General features: G+C 59.1%; 19 protein-coding genes and 2 tRNA genes. 14 read left to right on the plus strand and 7 right to left on the minus strand.

Going from position 1 to position 22,563, the window contains the following annotated elements:
* The first annotated feature begins 6 nt into the window (after positions 1-6).
* The 3 genes from BLU01_RS06305 (at position 7) to pdeM (ending at position 4,164) form a co-directional block, all read left to right on the plus strand.
* Complete coding sequence (locus BLU01_RS06305) at positions 7-771, plus strand: ABC transporter ATP-binding protein (protein WP_092272224.1); 765 nt, start codon at positions 7-9, stop codon at positions 769-771.
* 253 nt (positions 772-1,024) lie between these two features.
* Positions 1,025-3,511: a ligase-associated DNA damage response DEXH box helicase gene (locus BLU01_RS06310; RefSeq protein WP_092272227.1), complete on the plus strand. Its 2,487-nt coding sequence runs from the start codon at positions 1,025-1,027 to the stop codon at positions 3,509-3,511.
* The gene (pdeM, locus tag BLU01_RS06315; RefSeq protein WP_092272231.1) at positions 3,511-4,164 is read left to right on the plus strand and encodes a ligase-associated DNA damage response endonuclease PdeM; all 654 of its coding nucleotides are present in this window, start codon (positions 3,511-3,513) and stop codon (positions 4,162-4,164) included. The genes BLU01_RS06310 and pdeM overlap by 1 nt, the downstream gene beginning before the upstream one ends.
* A gap of 141 nt (positions 4,165-4,305) precedes the next feature.
* Here the strand turns inward: pdeM and BLU01_RS06320 are convergent, their stop codons facing one another.
* Positions 4,306-4,512, minus strand: coding sequence for a hypothetical protein (locus BLU01_RS06320; RefSeq protein WP_092272235.1), 207 nt, complete (start codon positions 4,510-4,512; stop codon positions 4,306-4,308).
* 106 nt (positions 4,513-4,618) lie between these two features.
* Positions 4,619-5,185: a dCTP deaminase gene (dcd, locus tag BLU01_RS06325; protein ID WP_054047011.1), complete on the minus strand. Its 567-nt coding sequence runs from the start codon at positions 5,183-5,185 to the stop codon at positions 4,619-4,621.
* A gap of 356 nt (positions 5,186-5,541) precedes the next feature.
* Here dcd and BLU01_RS06330 point away from each other — a divergent pair, with 356 nt between their 5' ends.
* Both BLU01_RS06330 and BLU01_RS06335 read left to right on the plus strand, forming a co-directional pair.
* Positions 5,542-5,751 carry a cold-shock protein gene (locus BLU01_RS06330; RefSeq protein ID WP_002554837.1) on the plus strand — a complete coding sequence of 70 codons (210 nt, stop codon included), beginning with the start codon at positions 5,542-5,544 and terminating at the stop codon, positions 5,749-5,751.
* A 132-nt stretch (positions 5,752-5,883) separates the two neighbouring features.
* Positions 5,884-7,311, plus strand: coding sequence for a toxin-antitoxin system YwqK family antitoxin (locus BLU01_RS06335; protein WP_092272238.1), 1,428 nt, complete (start codon positions 5,884-5,886; stop codon positions 7,309-7,311).
* A 76-nt stretch (positions 7,312-7,387) separates the two neighbouring features.
* Here BLU01_RS06335 and BLU01_RS06340 read toward each other — a convergent pair whose 3' ends face one another.
* Positions 7,388-8,395 (minus strand): DUF481 domain-containing protein, encoded by a 1,008-nt coding sequence (locus BLU01_RS06340; protein ID WP_092272241.1) that lies wholly within the window; start codon positions 8,393-8,395, stop codon positions 7,388-7,390.
* Positions 8,396-8,560: 165 nt separating this feature from the next.
* On the opposite strand from BLU01_RS06340, the gene BLU01_RS06345 reads away from it, so the two are divergent.
* The 4 genes from BLU01_RS06345 to BLU01_RS06360 all read left to right on the plus strand — a co-directional run bounded on the left by BLU01_RS06345 (position 8,561) and on the right by BLU01_RS06360 (position 13,334).
* On the plus strand, positions 8,561-8,914 hold the full coding sequence (locus tag BLU01_RS06345; RefSeq protein WP_092272244.1) for an MGMT family protein: 354 nt from the start codon (positions 8,561-8,563) through the stop codon (positions 8,912-8,914).
* 43 nt (positions 8,915-8,957) lie between these two features.
* Complete coding sequence (locus BLU01_RS06350; RefSeq protein ID WP_092272247.1) at positions 8,958-10,517, plus strand: AmpG family muropeptide MFS transporter; 1,560 nt, start codon at positions 8,958-8,960, stop codon at positions 10,515-10,517.
* Positions 10,518-10,647: 130 nt separating this feature from the next.
* Positions 10,648-12,363, plus strand: a complete 1,716-nt coding sequence (locus tag BLU01_RS06355) for a proline--tRNA ligase (RefSeq protein ID WP_092272250.1) — start codon at positions 10,648-10,650, stop codon at positions 12,361-12,363.
* Positions 12,364-12,380: 17 nt separating this feature from the next.
* The gene (locus tag BLU01_RS06360) at positions 12,381-13,334 is read left to right on the plus strand and encodes a hypothetical protein (protein ID WP_092272253.1); all 954 of its coding nucleotides are present in this window, start codon (positions 12,381-12,383) and stop codon (positions 13,332-13,334) included.
* Between the two features lie 109 nt (positions 13,335-13,443).
* Here the strand turns inward: BLU01_RS06360 and dinB are convergent, their stop codons facing one another.
* Positions 13,444-14,505: a DNA polymerase IV gene (gene dinB / locus BLU01_RS06365; protein ID WP_092272256.1), complete on the minus strand. Its 1,062-nt coding sequence runs from the start codon at positions 14,503-14,505 to the stop codon at positions 13,444-13,446.
* Between the two features lie 300 nt (positions 14,506-14,805).
* On the opposite strand from dinB, the gene BLU01_RS06370 reads away from it, so the two are divergent.
* The 4 genes from BLU01_RS06370 (at position 14,806) to BLU01_RS06385 (ending at position 19,395) form a co-directional block, all read left to right on the plus strand.
* Positions 14,806-14,882, plus strand: a tRNA-Met gene (locus BLU01_RS06370).
* Between the two features lie 220 nt (positions 14,883-15,102).
* A tRNA-Met gene (locus BLU01_RS06375) sits at positions 15,103-15,179 on the plus strand.
* A gap of 278 nt (positions 15,180-15,457) precedes the next feature.
* Positions 15,458-18,100 (plus strand): bifunctional lysylphosphatidylglycerol flippase/synthetase MprF, encoded by a 2,643-nt coding sequence (mprF, locus tag BLU01_RS06380; RefSeq protein WP_092272258.1) that lies wholly within the window; start codon positions 15,458-15,460, stop codon positions 18,098-18,100.
* A complete protein-coding gene (locus tag BLU01_RS06385) occupies positions 18,100-19,395 on the plus strand; it encodes a virulence factor family protein (RefSeq protein WP_092272262.1) in 1,296 nt (431 codons plus the stop codon). Before mprF ends, BLU01_RS06385 begins: the two co-directional genes overlap by 1 nt.
* A 121-nt stretch (positions 19,396-19,516) precedes the next feature.
* Here the strand turns inward: BLU01_RS06385 and BLU01_RS06390 are convergent, their stop codons facing one another.
* The 3 genes from BLU01_RS06390 to BLU01_RS06400 are packed head-to-tail and all read right to left on the minus strand — an operon-like array spanning position 19,517 to position 21,652.
* Positions 19,517-20,188 (minus strand): PP2C family protein-serine/threonine phosphatase, encoded by a 672-nt coding sequence (locus BLU01_RS06390; protein ID WP_092272265.1) that lies wholly within the window; start codon positions 20,186-20,188, stop codon positions 19,517-19,519.
* Positions 20,185-20,883 (minus strand): hypothetical protein, encoded by a 699-nt coding sequence (locus tag BLU01_RS06395; protein ID WP_092272268.1) that lies wholly within the window; start codon positions 20,881-20,883, stop codon positions 20,185-20,187. The genes BLU01_RS06390 and BLU01_RS06395 overlap by 4 nt, the downstream gene beginning before the upstream one ends.
* Position 20,884: 1 nt before the next feature.
* A complete protein-coding gene (locus tag BLU01_RS06400; protein WP_092272271.1) occupies positions 20,885-21,652 on the minus strand; it encodes a MarR family transcriptional regulator in 768 nt (255 codons plus the stop codon).
* Positions 21,653-22,137: 485 nt separating this feature from the next.
* Here BLU01_RS06400 and BLU01_RS06405 point away from each other — a divergent pair, with 485 nt between their 5' ends.
* Positions 22,138-22,464, plus strand: coding sequence for a DUF3077 domain-containing protein (locus tag BLU01_RS06405; RefSeq protein WP_092272274.1), 327 nt, complete (start codon positions 22,138-22,140; stop codon positions 22,462-22,464).
* Positions 22,465-22,563: the final 99 nt, after the last annotated feature.

The following is a 22,563-nucleotide window of genomic DNA, read 5'->3' on the forward strand; positions in this document are numbered from 1 at the left end:
TGCCCCATGTACAAACTGACCATCGAAGGCCTGCATAAAAGTTACGGCGACCATCATGTGCTCAAAGGTGTTTCGCTCAAGGCCAACACCGGCGACGTGATCAGCCTGATCGGCGCCAGCGGCTCGGGCAAAAGCACGTTCCTGCGTTGCATCAACTTTCTTGAGCAACCAAACGACGGCGCAATGAGCCTGGACGGCAAAGACGTGCGGATGATCAAGGACCGCCATGGCATGCACGTCGCCGACCCCGATGAACTGCAACGGATCCGTACGCGGCTGGCCATGGTGTTCCAGCATTTCAACTTGTGGAGCCACATGACGGTGCTGGAAAACATCACCATGGCGCCGCGCCGCGTGCTCGGTTGCAGCAAGGAAGAAGCCGAGGACCGCGCGCGGCGTTATCTGGACAAAGTCGGTTTGGCCGCGCGAGTGGCCGATCAATACCCGGCGTTCCTCTCCGGCGGCCAGCAGCAACGGGTAGCGATTGCCCGCGCACTGGCGATGGAGCCGGAGGTGATGCTGTTCGATGAACCGACCTCGGCGCTCGACCCGGAACTGGTCGGCGAAGTGCTGCGGGTGATTCAGGGGCTGGCCGAAGAGGGCCGGACGATGATCATGGTCACCCACGAAATGAGCTTCGCGCGCAAAGTATCGAGCCAGGTGCTGTTTCTGCATCAGGGTCTGGTGGAAGAAGAAGGCGCGCCGGAAGAGGTGCTGGGCAATCCGAAGAGCGAGCGGCTGAAGCAGTTTCTCAGCGGTAATCTCAAATAACCCGCCACCCAACAACACCGCGCCCCCTGTAGGAGCAGAGCTTGCTCCAGGAGCAAAGCTTGCTGTGGGAGCAAAGCTTGCTCGCGAAGGCGTCCTATCAGCCAACGATTATGTTGACTGATACGACGCCTTCGCGAGCAAGCTCTGCTCCTACAGGTCCGTGTGTGGTCATCAATGTCAGTACATCATCTTTAAACCTTTCGCCCGCCGCCGTGGTCACTGAAAGAACACTTTCAGAGCGCACACGGCCGGCATGGGCAACTCCCCCGACTACGCAAAAAAATGGTTCACCGCCCGCGGCTGGAAGCCGTTCGCCTTTCAGAAACAGGTGTGGACGGCGGTCAAACGCGGCGAATCCGGGATGCTGCACGCCAGCACTGGCGCCGGTAAAACCTACGCCGTGTGGTTCGCCGCGCTCAACCGCTTTGCCTCAAGCGTCACGCCGATGGAAAAACCGAAGAAGCGCAAACCGCCCGCCGAGCCGATCACCGTGCTGTGGATTACGCCGATGCGCGCCTTGGCCGCCGACACGGCGCGCGCGCTCGAAGCGCCGTTGCAGGATTTGCAGATTGGCTGGAGCGTTGGCCTGCGCACCGGCGACACCAGCAGCAGCGAACGTGCACGCCAGAGTCGGCGACTGCCGACGACGCTGATCACCACGCCGGAAAGCCTGACCCTGATGCTCGCCCGCGCCGATGCGCAAATGGCGTTGTCGACGTTGCGCATGGTGGTGGTTGATGAATGGCACGAATTGATCGGCAACAAACGCGGCGTGCAGTTGCAACTGGCCCTCGCGCGGTTGCGCCGCTGGCATCCGCAGTTGATTGTCTGGGGCGTTTCCGCGACGTTGGGTAATCATGACCACGCGCAGCAGGTATTAATCCCACAAGACAACGGCGTCAGCGTGCAGGGTGAAAACGGCAAAGACCTGCGCGTCGACACCCTGCTGCCACCGGCCATCGAACGTTTCCCGTGGGCTGGGCACATCGGTTTGAAGATGTTGCCGCAAGTGGTCGCCGAACTCGATTCCAGCCCCAGCACGCTGGTGTTCACCAATACCCGCGCGCAATCGGAAATCTGGTATCAGGCCTTGCTGGAGGCGCGCCCGGACTGGGCCGGGCTGATCGCCTTGCATCACAGCTCACTGTCGCGCGACACCCGCGATTGGGTGGAACGCGCGCTCAAGGACGGTCAACTGAAAGCGGTGGTCTGCACCTCCAGCCTCGACTTGGGCGTGGACTTTTTGCCGGTCGAACGCGTGTTGCAGATCGGCTCGGCGAAAGGCGTGGCGCGGCTGATGCAGCGCGCCGGTCGTTCCGGTCACGCGCCGGGGCGAGTGTCGCGCGTCACGTTGGTGCCGACCCATAGCCTCGAATTGGTCGAAGCTGCCGCCGCGCAAGACGCCGTGGCGCAGCGGCGCATCGAACCGCGCCAATCCCCGCACAAACCGCTGGATGTACTGGTGCAGCATCTGGTCAGCATGGCGCTCGGCGGTGGCTTTATTCCTGAACAGTTGTACGAAGAAGTCCGCGGTGCCTGGGCTTATCGCGATCTGACCCTGGCGGACTGGGCATGGGCGCTGGCTTTCGTACGGCATGGCGGACTTTCTCTGACGGCGTATCCGGATTATCGCCGGGTCGAACCGGACGAACACGGCGTGTGGCGCGTACCCGATGCGCGACTGGCGCGACGCCATCGCATGAGCATTGGCACGATTGTCAGCGACGCGAGCATCCAGCTGAAGTTCTGGAGCAAGGGCGGTGGCGGCAAGACGCTGGGCAGCGTCGAGGAAGGATTTATCGCCCGGCTCAAGCCTGGCGACGGTTTTCTCTTCGCCGGGCGCTTGCTGGAGCTGATCCGCGTCGAAAACATGACCGCGTACGTGCGCCGCAGCACGGTCAAACGCGCCGCGGTGCCGCGTTGGAATGGCGGGCGCATGCCGCTTTCCAATGAACTGGCGCGGGCGGTGGTCGCACGTTTCAGCAGCGCCGCCGCCGGCGATTTTGTTGGCCCGGAAATGAAAGCGCTGCGCCCGCTGCTGGAAGTGCAGCAACGCTGGTCCGGGTTGCCGACCGAAAACAGTCTGTTGGCCGAGGCGCTGAAGTCGCGCGAAGGCTGGCATTTGTTTCTGTATCCGTTCGCCGGGCGCCAAGTGCATCTGGGCCTGGCGAGCCTGTTGGCGTGGCGGATCAGTCAGCGCCAAGCAGTGACGTTCTCGATTGCGGTCAACGATTACGGGCTCGAATTGCTCAGCGCCACCTATGTCGATTGGTCCGAACACTTGGATCTGGCGTTGCTCAGCGCTGACAATCTGCTGGCCGACGTGCTCGCCAGCCTGAATGCCGGGGAACTGGCGTTGCGACGCTTTCGCGAGATCGCCCGGATCGCCGGGCTGGTGTTCGCCGGCTACCCCGGCGCGCCGAAAAGTACGCGACAGGTGCAGGCATCGAGCGGTTTGTTTTTCGAGGTGTTCAAGCAGTACGACGCCGACAACCTGTTGTTGGCCCAGGCTGGGGAAGAAGTCCTACGGGAAGAATTGGATATTCGGCGACTGGAGGAAACGTTGGCCCACATCAATAGTTTGAGATTCGACCTGCATCAGATCAAACGTCCTACGCCGCTGGGCTTTCCGCTGTTGGTGGAAAGAATGCGCGAAAGCATGAGCTCGGAAAAACTCGCTGATCGCATCCGCCGAATGGTCGGCGATCTGGAAAAAACCGCTGAAACCGGGAAAAACTGATGGGCGCGCCGTTTCCTGTGCGCCTGGCTGGCGAAGAGCTGTGGTTGTTGCCCGAAAAAGCGATTTATTGGCCAGCGCAGCAGGCACTGCTGATCGCCGACGTGCATTTCGGCAAGGCTGCGGCGTATCGCAGCCTCGGCCAACCGGTGCCGCGCGGCACCACCTCGCAAAACATCGCGGTGCTGGATGGTTTGCTGGCCGCCCTGCCCTGTCGTCAGTTGATCTTTCTTGGCGACTTTCTGCACGGGCCGGGCTCGCACGCGACCGAGACCTTGAAGGCGTTGGCGACCTGGCGTGAGCGTCATCATGCGCTGCCGATGACGCTGATTCGCGGTAATCACGACAAACGCGCGGGCGATCCGCCGGACTCGCTGAACATCCGCGTAGTCCCGGAACCGCTGCTGCTGGGGCCGTTTGCGTTGCAGCACGAACCGGATCCGCACCCGAGCCGCCACGTGCTGGCGGGCCACGTGCACCCGGTTTATCGGCTGCATGGCAAGGGTCGGCAAAGTTTGCGTCTGGCGTGTTTCAGATTGGGCGAGCAGATCAGCCTGATGCCTGCGTTCGGCGCGTTTACCGGCGGTTATCAGGTCGATCGGGATGACAGCTGTCGGGTGTTCGTCATCGGCGATGGCGAGATTTGGCCGGTTTGAATCGTGGGAGCAAAGCTTGCTCGCGATGGCGGTGAATCAGGCAAGTATTAGTTGACTGATACACCGCCATCGCGAGCAAGCTTTGCTCCTACAGGTAACGCGTTATCGATCCCGCGTCATGCGACGAGCGCGGGATCAATATCAGGCGACAGGCGCCGGAGGTGGCTCATCTGGCAGGGTTGGCACACCGGGTTCGGTGGGCTGTTCATTGGGGGAGTCTGGGTCGGGTTGGCCGGGGATGCCCCCTGCCAGCATTGGCGGATGCGCCAACAAGGACCAGGCCAGGACACCGACTTGATTGGGCTCGAGCCTGGCCAGTTCGGCGCTTATTTGCGGATCGATCTTCATGGAGCACTCCTGAGCAATGGCCCGATCCGCTGTAAGCAAACCGGGCAGTACACCCAATAGAGTGTTTAGCCGCCAAAGAATTCCCCGAACCTGTCAGATGGACGACTCAGGTGCGTGGCAACGTGACGCCGCGCTGGCCCTGATACTTGCCGCCACGGTCCTTGTAGGACACTTCGCACTCTTCGTCGGATTCGAAAAACAGCATCTGCGCCACGCCTTCATTGGCGTAGATTTTCGCCGGCAGGGTCGTGGTGTTGGAGAATTCCAGAGTGACGTGACCTTCCCACTCAGGCTCAAGCGGCGTCACGTTGACGATAATGCCGCAACGCGCGTAGGTGCTTTTACCCAGGCAGATGGTCAGCACGTTGCGCGGGATGCGGAAGAATTCCACGGTGCGCGCCAGTGCAAAAGAGTTGGGCGGGATGATGCAGACGTCGCTGGTGACATCAACAAAGCTCTTCTCATCGAAGTTCTTCGGGTCGACGATGGCCGAGTTGATGTTGGTGAACACCTTGAATTCACCGGCGCAGCGCACGTCGTAGCCATAGCTCGACACGCCGTAGGAAATCAGCCGCTCGGCACCTTCGCCGCGCATCTGGCGCTCGACGAACGGTTCGATCATGCCGTGCTCTTGCGCCATGCGGCGAATCCACTTGTCCGATTTGATGCTCATGGCGGGGTTGTCCTGAATAGCGAGGTGGAAAAATTCTGTCCGGCATCTTACTAGGCGCACGCCCCGGGTTCAAAGTGCGAGAAATAATTCTCGGCGATCCCCCGTGATTACCGGGGCTTGGCGCCGATCCGATGCACCGTCAGTCACGAAATCAGAGAAACATTCGCACGAAGCATTGGCACGTTCTGCAAAAAGGGTTAAGGTGGCGCCACTGTGCTGCTTGTGTCACTGAGAATCTCTACACGATATGTTGAATTTCGATCCAACCATCTACAAGAATTTTTCCTGCTCTTTGCACTCAGTCTCGGCCAGGGTTCTTCCTGCGTCGCAGTTATCTTTGTTCAAGGAGTTACACCATGTCTAATCGCCAAACCGGTACCGTTAAGTGGTTCAACGATGAAAAAGGCTTCGGCTTCATCACTCCACAATCCGGTGACGACCTGTTCGTTCACTTCAAAGCAATCCAATCCGACGGCTTCAAAAGCCTGAAAGAAGGCCAACAGGTTTCTTTCATCGCTACCCGCGGTCAGAAAGGCATGCAAGCTGAAGAAGTTCAAGTTATCTAACTTGTACTTGCTTTAGTAAAAAGCCCCGCCCTCAAAAGCGGGGCTTTTTTGTGGGCGAGTGTTTTTGCCTTACGCCACAGCGCCCTCCTTCTATATGATTCGCCACCTGGAAAATCACATGGAAGCAGCAGGATGCCGTTCAACCAATGGAAAACCCTGGGCGCAGCACTGATCGCCCTCTCGTCGCCCTTCTCGATTCACGCCGATCCCCGCCCCGACCACCCGACCATCATCGTCGGCATGAACACCCACGCGACCTATCTCGCCAAAGGCCCTGACGCTCAAGGCGCCTCGCAGCTACAGCTGCGCGCGGCAGTGTTACTGCAACTCTCGACCGAACACGCTTGCGGCAGCAATGAGGTTTACCTCACACCGGAATCAGTGGGCGTGCCCAACGAATCGTTCGGCCGACTGATCGACGAAGTGCAGCAATTGATCGACGACGAAACCCCGTTGCTGATAACGCTCTCGGAATGTGACGGCAAACGCGCATTTTTCGAGAAAGTCCGCGCCTGCACGCCGGAAGAATGCGCCCAACTGACCACATCGCTGGTGGACGGCAAGCTGTATCTGGACGAGGAATACGCACCGACCAGCAAGGGCCAGGCGACGTTCTACCTGCCGATGCCACTGACCTACGATAAAAAGCACAAAGCCTGGCACGCCAAAATCCAATACGCGGAAACCGGCACCCTGCGCCGCGACTACTTCGTCGACGCCGAGGACTTCGTCTCGGGCAAACCCGTTCTGGAATCGAAAACCTATTACCCAAACGGCAAAATCGGCCAGACCTTGAAGTACGACTTGCAGGGCAACCCTCAAGGTGAAGTGCTCAGCTATTCCGACAGCGGCGTACTGACCAAGCGCTCTCATTACCTGGACGGTCAATTGGAAGGCCGGGAAACCACTTATCACGACAACGGCAAAGAAGCCGAGGCCTATAACTGGTATCAGGGCAAACGCGTCGACGGCGAATACCTGGAACATGACGAAAACGGCGCAGTGATTGGCCGGATCAGTTATCGCAACGACGTCCCGGACGGCCCAGCCCTGAGTTATTACCCCAACGGCAAACTCAAGGACAGCAGCACCTTCGTCGCGGGCCTGGCACAGGGCGCCAGCACGTCTTACTTCGAAGACGGCTCCGTGCGCAGCACGCGCAACAACGTCGACAGCAGCCCGGACGGTTGCGTCATCAGCTATTACGCCGACGGCAAAGTCGAGGAAAAGCAGTTTTTCGAAAAACAGGTGCAGCGCAGTTACGCCACGTGGAACGCGCAAGGCGTGCAAACCGTGCAATGGCAATGGGACGAGAAGCACCGCGAACAGGGTGATTTCAAGGAGTGGTATCAGAGCGGGCAGTTGAAGGACCACCGCATCTACAAGGACGGCAAACTCCAGGGCCCGGCCATCACCTGGTTTGAAAACGGCCAGATGAGCTCATCGGTCGATTACGTCGAGGGCCGCGAGCAAGGCGTGATGCACATGTGGAAACAGGACGGCAGCCCGAATGGCGAATGCCGTTACGAGGCCGGTGTGCGTCAGGGTGAATGCACTTAAGCCCTATCGCCCCCCAAAAAAAAGCAAAAAAAAATCGCAGCCTCAGTGGCTGCGATTTTTTTGATCTGTCAGCTAGTTACCAAGCCACGCCAAACCCTGCGGTGTAGCGCGTCTTGTTCAAATCGGCGTCATTGGTGCCGCTGATGACATCGCGCTCAGCCTTGAGGTTAAGCGAAGCCCACTCGGTGACCTTGTAGCGCAAGCCCAATTCGGCATCCAGCGAGTAATCGGCTACGCCGGACAGCGGCTTGCCCAGTTCGCCGTTGGTGAAGAACTCGACTTTCTTGCCAATCAGGTAACGGTTGTAATCCCACTTCATCGCGACCGAATAGAAGTCGTCCTTGCCGCCATCGCTGTATTCGTAATCGGTGCGGTTGAGCAGCGAACCCAGCGAGAACGCGCCCAGTTCGTTATCCCAGAATTGATAACCCGGACCGGTACCGACGACGCGCTGACGGGACAACTCTTCAACCTTGTCGCGTTTGTAGTTCAAGCGACCCTGCCAGTACCAGTGATCGGTCAGGAAGCGGTCGAGGGAATATTCGGCGCGCCAATTGTCGGTGGTGACCACGTCGTCCTGGAATTCGCGGTTGTACTCGCCTTCGGCAATGTGCCGCCAGCGACCATGGCGCGCGGAAGTCTTGAAGCCGACGTCGTAATCATCGGTGTCCTTCTCGGCGCGCTGATAGTCCAGCGCCATGTCGACATTGCCCTTCCACACCAGATCTTCGACCACCGGTTTAGGCTTGAGAATCTGCTGGATACTCGCCAACTCGACGGTTTTCGGCGCTTCGCCATTGGCCAAGGTGACTTTGCCATCCTCGGCGGCTTGCAGCGATTTGGCCTTCTCGCCGTTGTAGGCGTCTTGCTTGACCAGCAGTTCCTGGTCGCTTTCCAGGGTTTTCACCTGCTTCCAGTCAATCGGGATAGCGCCGGCGTATGCGGTCTGGATCAGCAGTTTGCCGCCATCGAACACGGTGATCTTACCGCTTAATTTGTCACCGTTTTTCAACCATACGGTGTCGGCGAGCAAAGGCGTGGAAGCACTGAAGACAGCGAGGCACAACAAGGTTCTGGACAACATAAGCGGATCGAAGGCTCTGGTTTGCGAAAAAAAGTCGGCATTATCCCTAGGAATAACGCGCTAGCAAGGACTGACCCGACTAATTCTATTGAGTTCATTTCTCAATTGGCACCGCAGGCTCTAATCTGGCGGCGATAAAAACCCATTTCCTCAGGTATTGCGGACGTGAACGACGTAACCAGCGAAACCGAAAGCCCGGCGCAAATCCGACGCACGGCACTCTATTTGACCCTGGCTCAAGTGCCCGAGGGCAAAGTCGTCAGTTACGGGCAACTGGCGCAATTGGCCGGACTCGGCCGGGCCGCGCGCTGGGTCGGGCGCACCTTGAGCCAATTGCCCGGCGACACCACCCTGCCCTGGCATCGCGTGCTCGGTGCCGGTGGGCGAATCAGCTTGCCGGTGGGCAGCGCTTCCGGCGATGAACAACGCGCGCGTTTGCGCACCGAAGGCGTCAGTGTCCTGAACAATCGTGTTGATATTCAGCGTCATGGCTGGCGCCCGGTAGAGCACAGCGGTTAGAGTGCGCGCTTTGTTTCCGTAATCTTGAGGCAGACTCCAGCCCATGCCCCGTAAAACCTGGCGCGCCGCGCTCGCCGCCTATGCCAGCCCTTCAACACTTGTGCTGTTGTTGCTTGGTTTCGCCGCCGGCCTGCCCTACATGCTGGTGTTTTCGACGTTGTCAGTCTGGTTGCGTGAAGCCGGTGTGGCTCGCGAAACCATCGGTTATGCAAGCCTCATCGGTTTGGCCTACGCCTTTAAATGGGTGTGGTCGCCGCTGCTCGATCAATGGCGCCTGCCGCTGCTCGGCAAACTCGGCCGCCGCCGCTCGTGGCTGGTGCTTTCGCAATCATTGGTGATCCTCGGCCTGATCGGCATGGGCTTCTGCGATCCGCAGAAGCATCTGTCCTGGCTGATCGCGATTGCCGTGGTTGTCGCATTCGCCTCGGCCACGCAAGACATCGCGGTCGATGCCTATCGCCTGGAAATCGCCGACGACAGCCGCCAGGCCGCCCTCGCCGCCAGCTACATGTCCGGTTATCGCATTGCTGCGCTGCTGGCGACTGCGGGCGCGCTGTTCTTCGCCGAAGGTTTTGGCTCCACCGGTTTCAACTATCAACATTCGGCGTGGGCCGGCACTTATGTGCTGTTCGGCGCGCTGATGATTCCTGCGCTGCTGACCACGCTGTTCATGCGCGAGCCGCCAGTGCCGCTGCGCACTCAGTTGCAGGCCGGGCGCTACAGTTTTGTCCATCAATTGGCGTCGGTGTTTGTCCTGATCGTGCTGCTGGTATCCGTGCCGGCCATGTTCACTCAGCTCTACAACACCGATTTCGCCAGTGTGCTGTTCGGCGCCGAAAGCCTGCTCGACCTGCTGCTCGAAGACCGCGCGTTCCTGCGCGCAATCCTCTACATCACGTTGACCGCCATGTGCCTGTCAGCCATGGGCCGCCGTGGTCTGGCGCCGGTGCTGACGCCGATCAACGACTTCATTCTGCGTTACCGCTGGCAGGCCTTCCTGCTGCTCGGGCTGATCGCGACGTATCGGATGTCCGACACAGTGATGGGCGTGATGGCCAACGTCTTTTATATCGACCAGGGTTTCACCAAGGACCAGATTGCCAGCGTCAGCAAAATCTTCGGTCTGATCATGACGCTGGTCGGCGCCGGCATGGGCGGTTTGCTGATCGTGCGATTCGGCATTTTGCCGATCCTGTTGATCGGCGGCATCACGTCGGCGGGCACCAACCTGCTGTTCCTGATGCTGGCGGACATGGGGCCGGACCTGAACATGCTGATCCTGACCATTTCCCTCGACAACTTCAGCTCGGGTCTGGCGACTTCGGCGTTCGTCGCTTACCTGTCGAGCCTGACCAACCTCAAGTTCTCCGCCACCCAATACGCCCTGCTCAGCTCGATCATGCTCTTGCTGCCGCGCCTGATCGGCGGTTATTCCGGGGTCATGGTGGAGAAATTCGGCTATCACAACTTCTTCCTGATCACCGCCCTGCTCGGCGTTCCGACGCTGCTGCTGATCGCCCTGCACTGGTTCCAGGAGAGCCGCCGGGCCGGCCCAAAGCCGACACCTGAACCGGCACAGACGCCGGTCGCGGATCAGCCGTAGGAAAGATCTTCAATGGCGGGAGGATTCCCGCCATCGAGCCACACCGCCGGCCGCACTTCTGTACGTCAGCAGATCTCGCCCGTACAATGCTCCGTCATTTCTAGTCATCAGCAACCGACAACGGCCAACCATGCGCACCAGTCAATTTTTGCTCGCCACACAGAAAGAAACGCCTTCCGACGCGGTCGTGATCAGCCACCAGCTGATGCTGCGCGCCGGCATGATCCGCAAACTCGCCTCGGGCCTGTACACCTGGCTGCCGATGGGCTTGCGAGTAATGCGCAAGGTCGAAGCCGTCGTTCGTGAAGAAATGAACGCCGCCGGCTCGCTCGAAGTGTTGATGCCGAGCACTCAGCCGGCTGAACTGTGGCAGGAATCCGGTCGCTGGGAAGAGTACGGCCCTGAGCTGCTGCGCTTCAAGGATCGTCACGGTCGCGATTTCTGCGCCGGCCCGACCCACGAAGAAGTGATCACCGACCTGATGCGCAACGAGTTGAGCAGCTACAAACAGCTGCCGATCAACGTGTTCCAGATCCAGACCAAATTCCGTGACGAAATCCGTCCACGCTTCGGTTTGATGCGCGGCCGCGAATTCATCATGAAGGACGCCTACTCCTTCCACGCGGATCAGCCATCGCTGCAGGTCACTTACGATCGCATGCACCAGGCCTACTGCAATATCTTCACGCGCCTGGGCCTGAAGTTCCGTCCTGTGGAAGCCGACAACGGCTCGATCGGCGGCGCCGGTTCCCACGAGTTCCACGTACTGGCCGAGTCCGGCGAAGACGATATCGTCTTCAGCAACGGTTCCGAGTACGCGGCGAACATCGAGAAGGCCGAAGCAGTGCCGCGCGAAACCTCCCGCGCTGCGCCTGCCGAAGAGCTGCGGCTGGTCGACACACCTAACGCCAAGACTATTGCGCAACTGGTCGAAGGTTTCGGTCTGCCGATCGAAAAAACCATCAAGACCCTCGTGGTTCACGCCGAAGAAGCGGGCAAGCTGATTGCCCTGATCATCCGTGGCGACCATGAGCTGAACGAAATCAAGGCATCCCAGCAGCCAGGCGTTGCCAGCCCGCTGGTGATGGCGTCCGAGAGTGAACTGCGCGACGCGATTGGCGCCGGTGCCGGCTCCCTCGGCCCGTTGAACCTGCCGCTGCCGATCATCATCGACCGCTCGGTTGAACTGATGAGCGACTTTGGCATTGGCGCCAACATCGACGACAAGCACTACTTCGGCGTGAACTGGGAGCGCGATCTGCCGGTTCCAACCGTGGCCGATCTGCGCAACGTTGTCGCTGGCGACCCGAGCCCGGATGGCCAGGGCACCCTGGAAATCAAGCGCGGCATCGAAGTCGGGCACATCTTCCAGCTGGGCAACAAGTACAGCAAAGCGATGAAGTGCGAAGTGCTGGGCGAGAACGGCAAGCCGGTGACCCTGGAAATGGGTTGCTACGGCATCGGCGTTTCCCGCGTGGTGGCTGCGGCCATCGAGCAGAACAGCGACGACAAAGGGATTATCTGGAGCGATACCCTCGCCCCCTTCCAGATCGCTTTGGTGCCACTGCGTTACGACAACGAACAGGTTCGCGAAGCCACTGACACGCTGTACGCGCAATTGACCGCGGCCGGTTTCGAAGTGCTGCTGGACGATCGTGACAAGAAAACCAGCCCGGGCATCAAGTTCGCGGACATGGAGCTGATCGGCATTCCTCACCGGATCGTGGTCAGTGACCGCGGCCTCGCCGAAGGCAACCTGGAATACAAGAGCCGCACCGAGGCCGAGGCGCAAGCGCTGCCGGTCGCTGACGTGCTGTCCTTCCTCCAGGCGCGTATCCGCCGCTGACACCAGATAGAGAAGTCATGTTCAAGCGAAACACCTTAGGCCTCGGTGGTGCCGCCCTGTGCGGCACCCTGCTGGTCAGCGGTTGCGCCAATCAAATGTCGCAACGCAGCGAGCACGAGGAACGTGTCGAGCGCAAATTGCTCGATCACAGCCTGCAGATCGATGTCGGTGAGCCCAAGGTGCTTGAGCTGCCGCAACGGCGAGTGAAAATCCACGAGCAGAAATCCTTCGAAGTCACCGAGTTCGAGGTTACGCGCCATTACGACCGCTATACGCCTTACCAACCTTGGCGGGAGGTCTACGAGATCCCGCTGGGGATGGTCGCGGTGGTGGCAGGTGTCGGCGCGAACGTGGTCAATGTGTTCGCCCTCGGCAACCTGCCGGACAGCGTGACCAAGGATTGGCTGAGCTACGGTTTCGCCGGGATCAACCCGTTCATGAACGTGCAGTCTCACGGCCGCGCCCAGCAAAACCTCGCCGGCATCGACGAAGTTCAGCTGGACAAGCGCACCGAATATTCGAGCCTGCCGTGGAGCGAACGCCCGGTGCAGGTCAAGGCTGGCAAAGAAACCTTCGAACTGAACACCGACAAGAACGGCGTGTTGCGCCTGAACCTGTTGGACAGTCCGTTCGCCGAACATGACATCAATCATCTGAGCCGGCTGCTGATCACCGTCGCCGACGCCCAGGACGACGTGCACACTGACTCGTCCCTGGCGGTCAGCAGCGGTTTGCGCGGCAAACTGCTCGAAGCGCATGGCTTGATTTACGACGATCTTGAAGACGACGAAGTGAGCCAGTGGGTACACCGGGTCAAACGTCTGTCGGAATTGGGCCTGGAAGAAGAAGCCAGTGAGCTGGAGCAAAGCCTGATCGAGCTGACGCGCAACGATCCGGAGCTGCAAACCGAATTCCTCAAGTCATTGACCAAGGATGCCGGGCGACTGGTGGCGGATCCGAATCCGAATTAAAGGCAAAAGCTTCGCGGGCAAGCCTCGCTCCTACGGGTATCGTGTTTTCCTGTAGGAGCGAGGCTTGCCCGCGAAAGCGTCCTCACATTCACCGCATCAAAACCTGTCGCTACCGTTCAAACAACTCCATCTGCTCAAACCCTCCGCGCAAATCCTCCAACCGCACCCCGACCCCCAACAACCGCACCGGTTTGCCGCCGCGATTGAACGCCTGGGTCAATAACAACTGATAACTGCCCAGATCCCGCCCTGCCCCGGCCTGTTCCAGCGTGGTTTGCGTGAAGTCATGGAATTTTACTTTGACGAACGGTTTGCCCGGCCGATAGCTGCTGTCGATCCGCGCCATGCGTCCGGCCAGGGTCTCGAGCAATTCGGGGAGTTTATCCAGACAACTGCGCAGATCCGGCAGATCGACGTCGTAGGTATTTTCGACGCTGATCGACTGCCGACGGTTGTCGTTGTGCACCAGTCGCTCATCTATCCCACGCGCCAGGCTCCAGAGTCGCTCACCAAAGCTGCCGAATTCCCGCACCAGCGCCAATTTATTCCACTCCCGCAAATGCGCGCAATCGACGATGCCGAGCCGCCCGAGCTTGTCGGCGGTGACCTTGCCCACGCCGTGCAACTTGCTCACCGGCAAACCGCTGACGAAATCCTCGACCTGATCGGGCGTAATCACGAACAGGCCGTTGGGCTTTTTCCAGTCACTGGCGATCTTCGCCAGAAATTTGTTCGGCGCCACGCCAGCAGACACGGTGATGTGCAGTTGATTCGAGACGCGACGGCGGATGTCCTGGGCAATGCGCGTGGCGCTGCCGCCAAAATGCGCGCTGTCGGACACGTCGAGGAAAGCCTCATCGAGGGAAAGCGGTTCGATAAGCTCGGTGTAATCGGTGAAGATCGTGTGAATTTCCTTCGATGCTTCTCTATAGGCGTCCATTCGCGGCTTGACGATGGTCAGGTCCGGGCACAGCTTCAAGGCATGCCCGGACGACATCGCCGACCGCACGCCATAGGCCCGCGCTTCGTAGTTACAGGTCGCAATGACGCCGCGCCGGTCCGCCGAACCACCCACCGCCAGAGGCTTGCCGGCCAGGCGCGGGTCATCACGCATCTCGATGGCGGCGTAAAAACAGTCACAGTCGACGTGGATGATTTTGCGTTGAGTCATATAAAAGCGGTGTTCTTGGCGGATAAATACGGCGTTAACGCGCCGGGCCGGCAGTATCTCACTGACACCTGTATATAGCACCAGTACTCTGAATCTTCTTTATTACGCGCAGGAAAAGGCGCGATGAATTTGTTTTCTCAATCGAACGCCCCCCTCCAATAGAGCTGCAGCCCTTGCCATGCCTGCCTTGTAGCGCTTTCACCCGCCCCTTTCCAATGCTAAGCGATTGAACAACAAGCGTTTTTCTTCACATTGAAGGTTGACACCCTCGCGCTGCGCTGTAGAATGCCGACACACAGACGCGGGATGGAGCAGTCTGGTAGCTCGTCGGGCTCATAACCCGAAGGTCGTCGGTTCAAATCCGGCTCCCGCAACCAAACATCAAGAAAGGCTACTCGAAAGAGTGGCCTTTTTTGTGCGCGTCTATTTTGTCTGATTCAACACCTGACCGCGCACAGGCAATAAAGCAGAAATCGTTCTGATTCCGATGCTTACCTGTCACTCGTCACCATCGGACGCTAATTCACGCTTATTTGACCTAATTCAAAGTTAACCGTTGACACCCCGGCGTTCCTCTGTAGAATGCCGCCACACAGACGCGGGATGGAGCAGTCTGGTAGCTCGTCGGGCTCATAACCCGAAGGTCGTCGGTTCAAATCCGGCTCCCGCAACCAAACATCAAGAAAGGCTACTCGAAAGAGTGGCCTTTTTTGTATCTGTCGAAAAAGTCCTTTCGCAACAATGATCTGTCACCGTGCAGTGAACCGTACCAGAACCGCCCTCGCCTTCAGGCCAGTCTATGCTGAGCCCTTGGCAGGCCGTGTACGACCGATGACGCGCGATCACCGAACAGCGGTGAGAGGCGTTACAATTTGTGATTATTTTTTTCTACAGGGATTGGTAACTTGGCTCGATACCTCCATCCTGTCGCGCACAATCCAAGAGGTGATTGATGCGCGCCAATTCGTCTGATCCACAAGACCCCGTCACCGCGACACAACCGATCAAAGCCGAGCGTTTGCGCCTGCTTGATCGGGTCAGCAAGTATCGCCAGCCGATTGGTCTGGCGGTCACCCTGCTGTTGTTCGCCATCGCGCTGATTGCCTGTCGCCATCTATTAAGCGAACTTGATCTGTATGCGCTGCACGACTCGATCCTGGAAGTGCCGAAACCGGCATTGATCGGTGCGCTGGTCGCGACCATCGTTGGCTTCGTCATTTTGCTCGGCTATGAATGGTCGGCCAGCCGCTACGCCGGCGTGAAGCTTGCGCCGCGCACGTTGGCGCTGGGCGGCTTCACTGCATTCGCCATCGGTAACGCAATCGGCCTGTCGATGCTCTCGGGCGGCTCGGTTCGCTACCGTTTATATGCACGCCATGGTCTGGGCGCTGCCGACGTCGCGCACATGACGCTGTTTGCCAGCCTCTCGCTCGGTTGCGCGCTACCACCACTGGCAGCGCTCGCGACCTTGAGCAACCTGCCCGCCGCCTCTGCCGCGCTGGGACTTTCCGAAATTTTGCTCGGCGTGATCGCTGCTGCGGTGCTGCTGCTGACTGCGGTGCTGGCGATCGGCATTTACCGTCGGCGTTTACCGGAACAGCCCTACCCGGACAACCTGCTGGTCAAGGCCGGCCGCCGCACGCTGCGCCTGCCGGGTCGGCGCCTGACTTTCTTGCAACTGGTGATCACCGCGCTGGACGTCGCTGCGGCCGCCACCGTGTTGTATCTGTTGCTGCCGGAAGCGCCGCCCTTCGGCGCGTTCCTGCTGGTTTACCTGTTGGCGCTGGCCGCCGGCGTGCTCAGCCATGTACCCGGCGGCGTCGGCGTGTTCGAAGCGATTCTGCTCGCCGCGTTCGCCGACACGCTCGGCGCTGCGCCACTCGCCGCGGCGCTGCTGCTCTATCGTCTGATTTACGTGGTGCTGCCGCTGCTGGTCGCGTGCATCTTCCTGCTGATCAATGAAGGCCAACGCCTGTTCCAATCGCGGCAGTCGCTGCGCGCGGCGTCCGGTCTTGCGGCGCCAATCCTCGCTTTGCTGGTGTTCTTGTCCGGCGTGGTGCTGCTGTTTTCCGGCGCGACTCCGGAGATCGACACCCGACTGGAACACATCGGTTTTCTGATCCCGCACCGCTTGGTCGACGCCTCGCACTTTGGTGCGAGCCTGATCGGCGTGCTGTGTTTGCTGCTGGCCCAAGGCCTGCGCCGCCGACTCTCGGCGGCATGGATGCTGACCACCATTCTGTTGCTGGTTGGCGCCCTGCTCTCGCTGCTCAAGGGTTTCGACTGGGAAGAAGCCTGCCTGATGACCCTCACCGCGAGCCTGCTCGGGGTGTTTCGCAGTTCGTTCTATCGCGCCAGCCGCCTGACTGAACTGCCGTTCTCGCCGCTGTATCTGGTGGCCAGCCTGTGCGTACTCGCGGCGTCGATGTGGCTGCTGCTGTTTGCGTATCAGGATGTGCCTTACAGCCATCAACTCTGGTGGCAGTTCACCCTCGACGCCGATGCGCCGCGTGGTTTGCGCTCGCTGCTGGGGGCCGCCGTGCTGCTGGTGGTGGTTTCGCTGACCTGGTTGCTACGCACGGCGCGTCCGGTGATTCATTTGCCGACCACCGAAGAGCTGGACCGCGCGGTGAAAATCCTCATGGCATCGTCGCAACCCGACGGCGGCCTCGCGCTCACCGGTGACAAGGCGTTGCTGTTTCATCCCAACGACCAGGCGTTCCTGATGTACGCGCGCCGTGGCCGCAGCCTGGTGGCGTTGTACGACCCGATCGGTCCGAGCCAGCAACGTGCGGAAATGATCTGGCAGTTCCGCGACCTCTGTGACATCCACCACGCCCGCCCGGTGTTCTATCAGGTGCGCGCCGAGAACCTGCCGTACTACATGGACATCGGCCTGACCGCGATCAAGCTTGGCGAAGAAGCGCGGGTCGATCTGCATCGCTTTGATCTCGAAGCCAAGGGCAAAGAGATGAAAGACCTGCGCTACACCTGGAACCGTGGCACCCGCGACGGTTTGTCGCTGGAAATCCACGAACCGGGCCACGCGCCGATGGATGAGCTGAAGGTGATTTCCGATGCCTGGCTGACCGGCAAGAACGTGCGCGAGAAAGGCTTCTCGCTCGGCCGTTTCAGCAATGAATACCTCAAGCATTTCCGTGTCGCGGTGATTCGTTTCGAAGGACGCCCGGTGGCATTCGCCAACCTGCTCGAGACTTACAGCCATGACTTGGCCAGCCTCGACCTGATGCGCGCGCACCCGGAAGCGCCGAAGCTGACCATGGAATTCATGATGGTCGGCCTGATTCAACATTATAAAAACCATGGATACGCACGTTTCAGCCTGGGCATGGTGCCGCTTTCGGGGCTACAACCCCGGCGTGGCGCACCGCTGACCCAGCGTCTGGGCTCGATGGTATTCCGCCGTGGTGAGCAGCTGTACAACTTCCAAGGCTTGCGCCGCTTCAAAGACAAATTCCAGCCTGACTGGGAACCCCGTTATATGGCCGTGCCCGCCGGACTCGATCCGCTGGTGGCGCTGGCCGATACTGCCGCCCTGATTGCAGGCGGCTTGACTGGATTGGTGAAACGCTGATGATTCAACGCTCCTTGCGGTACGTACTGGCGACACTGGTAGTGCTGGCCCTGATTGCCGGTGGCGGTTACTGGTACATGAAACGCCCGGCACCGGAACCGACGCTCGAACAACTGCCGCCGGCCGATGGCGTCGCCATGACCCGCGTGATCCCCGGCACCACGCCGAAGGCTCAGGTGCTGGTGGCGGTGCCCGACGAACAGAAACTCAATGACCAGCAACTCAAGACCTTGAGCCGCAGCGGTTCGGCGCAGATCGTCCAGGTGATCCTGCCCAAGGATTGCCTGCTGCAAAGCCGCGCGCTGCAATCGGGTTTGCGTCAACTGCAAGGTCCGGCAACGCTGGTCAGCGGCATCGGCCCCGGCGCTGTGCTGGCGTGGCGCTGGTTGGCCGAGCAGAAGGACGACAAGGCTCAAGCCGTTTCCGTCGACCTCGCGCTGGAAAAACCCGGCTGCACGCACCTGCTGCCAAAAACTGCGACCCACGGCCACTGGCTGGCGGCCTGGAACGACAACCCGGACGACACCAGCGCAGGTTTTGTGCGCGATCAACCTAACGCTGAAACCAGCATCAGCGACTACGACATCAACCTGCCACAAGTGCTGAACAACGAACTGCGCAAGATCCTCGTCGGCGGCGACAAAGCCGCGGGCGGCCTGCAGATTCCGGTCGTCGAAGTCCCGGCTGGCCAGGCCAAGGACACCGTCACCCTGTTCCTCTCCGGTGACGGCGGCTGGCGCGACCTCGACCGCGACGTGGCGGGCGAGATGGCCAAGATCGGCTACCCGGTGGTCGGCATCGACACCCTGCGCTACTACTGGCAGCACAAGAGCCCGGAGCAAAGTGCTCTGGACCTCGCCGAACTGATGCAGCACTACCGGCAGAAATGGGGCACCAAACGCTTCATCCTCACTGGCTACTCGTTCGGCGCTGACGTCCTCCCGGCGATCTACAACCGCTTGGAGCCAGCGGAGCAGCAACGCGTCGACGCGATCATTCTGCTGGCGTTCGCCCGCACCGGCAGCTTCGAGATCGAAGTCGAAGGCTGGCTCGGCAACGCCGGCAAAGAAGCCGCCACCGGCCCGGAAATGGCCAAACTGCCCGCCGACAAAGTGGTGTGCATCTACGGCGAAGAAGAAGTCGACGAGAGTGGCTGCACTGACAAGACTGCGGTGGGCGAAGCGATGAAATTGCCTGGCGGGCATCACTTCGATGAGAACTACCCGGCGCTGGCACAGCGGTTGGTGGACATCATCGAGAAGCGTCAAGCGAAGGAGACGGCGGCTCAGGAGTGATCTGAACGCCGCCCACAAAAAGCCCCCGCACTCATAAGGCTGCGGGGGCTTTTTTTACATGTACAAACATGAAGTGCTACCAGCTAGCCGGACTTCATGTCGATGCTTTGTGCTTTCAAGGCTAAAGCTGAACATCTATCCACGTTACGTCATCTTCAACAGCGATAAAGTCGCTATCCGATGCTGCCAGCAAGCTGCTTTGCTGCGACTCCGTTAACTCCGCCCAGAAGCCATCGGTTACGAACACCAGTCGCTCACCGACGGCCAATGGATGGAAAACAAAGTCAGGGTCCGGGGCACGATTAACCTTCAGGCAACGGGTTACCCGGTTTCGAGCCGGATCTTGCGCCAGCTCGCGGTGCGAACGGTCGCGCCTCCAATTGGCCTTGCAGTGGGGCGGCGTAATCCACTCGATCGTGCCTGCCGGTGTCACTACACCGCACGAACAGTCACCCTCATACGCAAGCGTGAGCTTTCCATGAGCAGCGAAACCGATCAGGTAACACGTGGTCCCTGTCTGGTCCGCAAACAAAGTGGGGTGAAGCTCGGCCAGCACTGAACCAAGAACCTGCTCCACTGATCCATGCTCAGTGATATCGCCTCCCTGATCTATGTGTTTCGGGTAGGCCGCTAAAACACCTTTTACGAAGCATTTAGCCAATTGGCCACTGCCGGACTTCGACGTACCGTCCGTGATGACGAACAGCCCTCTGTCGCCGTCGCAGAGAGCTCCAGCACAGTCATGATTGGCTTTCCTGCTCCGTCCGATTACTGATCTGGTGGCGTATCTCATGCGTTGCCCAGATCCTTCATGCGCATGTGGATGATTCGCCCTCTGCCCGGATTAGCCTGCACCGAGCCCGAGCTTTCAATCACGTAGTCGATACCACTGAGCGCCGTGAGTTCTCGAATTCCAGTGGTGATGAAGTCCTTGAGCTCAGACTCAGCCTGGCGAACTTCTTCCAAAAGCTCTGTACGACCATCAATCAAGATGATGATGTCTTCGACGTCTTTGTGGTACGGGTCGCCCTCACCGCGACCGCTAAAGGCCTCTAGCTTCGTCGCAAGAAAGTAAGTCGGTTTAAATATCTGGATGACCGTACCGCTGGGCAACGTAAATTTATCAGCCCTCGACAGCCCCTCCACGAACCAACGGTTGGCATATCCGAGAACAGCGGGATCAGAAGGCATCACGTCAACAACGACGTCGTTGAAGCGGAAACGACAGTTGACTTCGTCTTCACCAGTGATCTTGAAGTTCTTGGTCGCCAGACGTTCTATGAGGTGTTGCCAGGCGCTAATGCCTGCCAGTTCGATTACCAAGTCAACATCATCAGTGAAACGAATGTCGTCCAGCACAGCCGCATCCGTGACCAGCATGGCCGTGGTGCAACCGCCGACGAAGGCAACCTCAGCGAGAAACTCCTCCCCCAAGCCGTCTGCAACAAACTCTATGAGCTCATAGTTGTGATCAGCGTTTGATGACATGCTATTTGAGCCCCATCCCTGCCTTTAGAATGTTAATCGCCACGCCACATTCTCGCGGGCCGCCAAGACGGATCGCATCAGCAAGCGCGAGGTAATGATAAAGGGTCCTATCCTTCTTAACCGCTTCCGGCACAGTTTTGTAAAGCGGCTCTATCGCCTGACCACGCTCAGTTCCGAGTGCATCAGGCCAAACCGGAATCAGCCCGCCAGCGCTCTTGATGCTTTTGGACAGCGCTGGTGCCGCGAAGCCTGTTGGAATACCGCGAACCATTGCGCCCGGCTTCACGGGGAAAAAGTACTTCAAAGCGTGCTCGGTGATTTTCAGCAGCTCTCGCCGATTAACTTTCGCAAGCCCGGTGTCGTAGTCATTGGTCAGCAATCCAGACTCGCGACATCTGGCTATGGAGTTTGAAATCTCGCTTTTGCTTAGCCCAAGAGACGCAGACAACGCACGCAACGAGTAAGCTTCACTCCAGCTCGTCAGCGGCGTAGAAGGTACGGGCTCCGACCACCCCTCCCACCCATCCTCCTCGCCCAAGGGTGAGTTGAACTCCTGGCGGTGGAATACAGTTTCTTCACCATCAGGGGGATAGGTGACTAGTGGCTGCCCCACTCGTCCCCCTGCCGTCATTCGATTTATCTGCTGGGGCCTTAGCAATTCCTCAACCGTGCTCGAATTCGACTCAGATTCCATCTTCCCAAAAAGATTTTCTTCCTGGGCGTGCAGGCTGGCCATCTTGAACAAAAGCAAAATATCTTGACTCTTCATGAAGCTAAAAACTCCAAGTGTCCACATTCCATAAAACGTGGACACTTGTGTCATGGAAAATATCGAGCCGTCAAGACCTTCCGATATTCATCAGGTTTCACCGGGAAACCTGCCCCGCCGTGTTTAGTTTTGTTTACTTTAAGTCGCGAAATATCGGATGACGCCGACAGACCTTGTAGGCAAACTCCGAATCTCGCGTTTGGGCACTTTGCCGCCTTGTTGCGCTTTTCTTCATCGGGATACTCTCCAGACGTCGCTGACCAATCAGCGATCGGGTGTGGTAACCCGGTTAGGCAAAGTGCAACACCGCTCCCATCACGATTTCGTGCGTTTTTACGTCTGTAATCCCGTGTTATGGCAGTTGTGCGTGGGAGACCTTCGGGTCTGCCGGTTTCTTTGCTCTTCCGGTTTACCACCCTGCGTACAGCTGCCACTTATTCGTGTGGTAACGAATACGGCAGCTCCTCGTTTTAAGGAGCGAAACAATGAGCAAAACAAATTCGTCCACACCTTCAGATCTGAAAACCATCGGCTTCACCCCCGTCATCTACTGCCCGAACCAGCCGTTATTCAACGTCCGAGGCGGTGTCCCCATCGTTGACGCATTGTCACAAGCCTCCGACCTGTTGTACCTCGCCAAATCCTTCGCCAAGGATGCTGCTTACGCCAGGGACACTGATCGCTATGCCTGGGCCGCGCATTATCTGACGGCAATGGGTAAGGCCGTGATCGATGATGTAGTGAAGGTATTGACCCCGCGACCTTTGCGGGCAAAGACCGAATCTGAAGATGAGCTGCCTGAGAGTAAATAACACCGCAGAACTCTTGCGGGAGCGAGCTTGCTCGCGATGACGTCGGCACTGGCAACATTGAAAGTGACGAATCCAACGCTATCGCGAGCAAGCTCGCTC

Origin of the sequence: Pseudomonas prosekii (assembly GCF_900105155.1) — a bacterium.
In the GTDB taxonomy this organism is placed as follows: Bacteria; Pseudomonadota; Gammaproteobacteria; order Pseudomonadales; family Pseudomonadaceae; genus Aquipseudomonas; species Aquipseudomonas prosekii.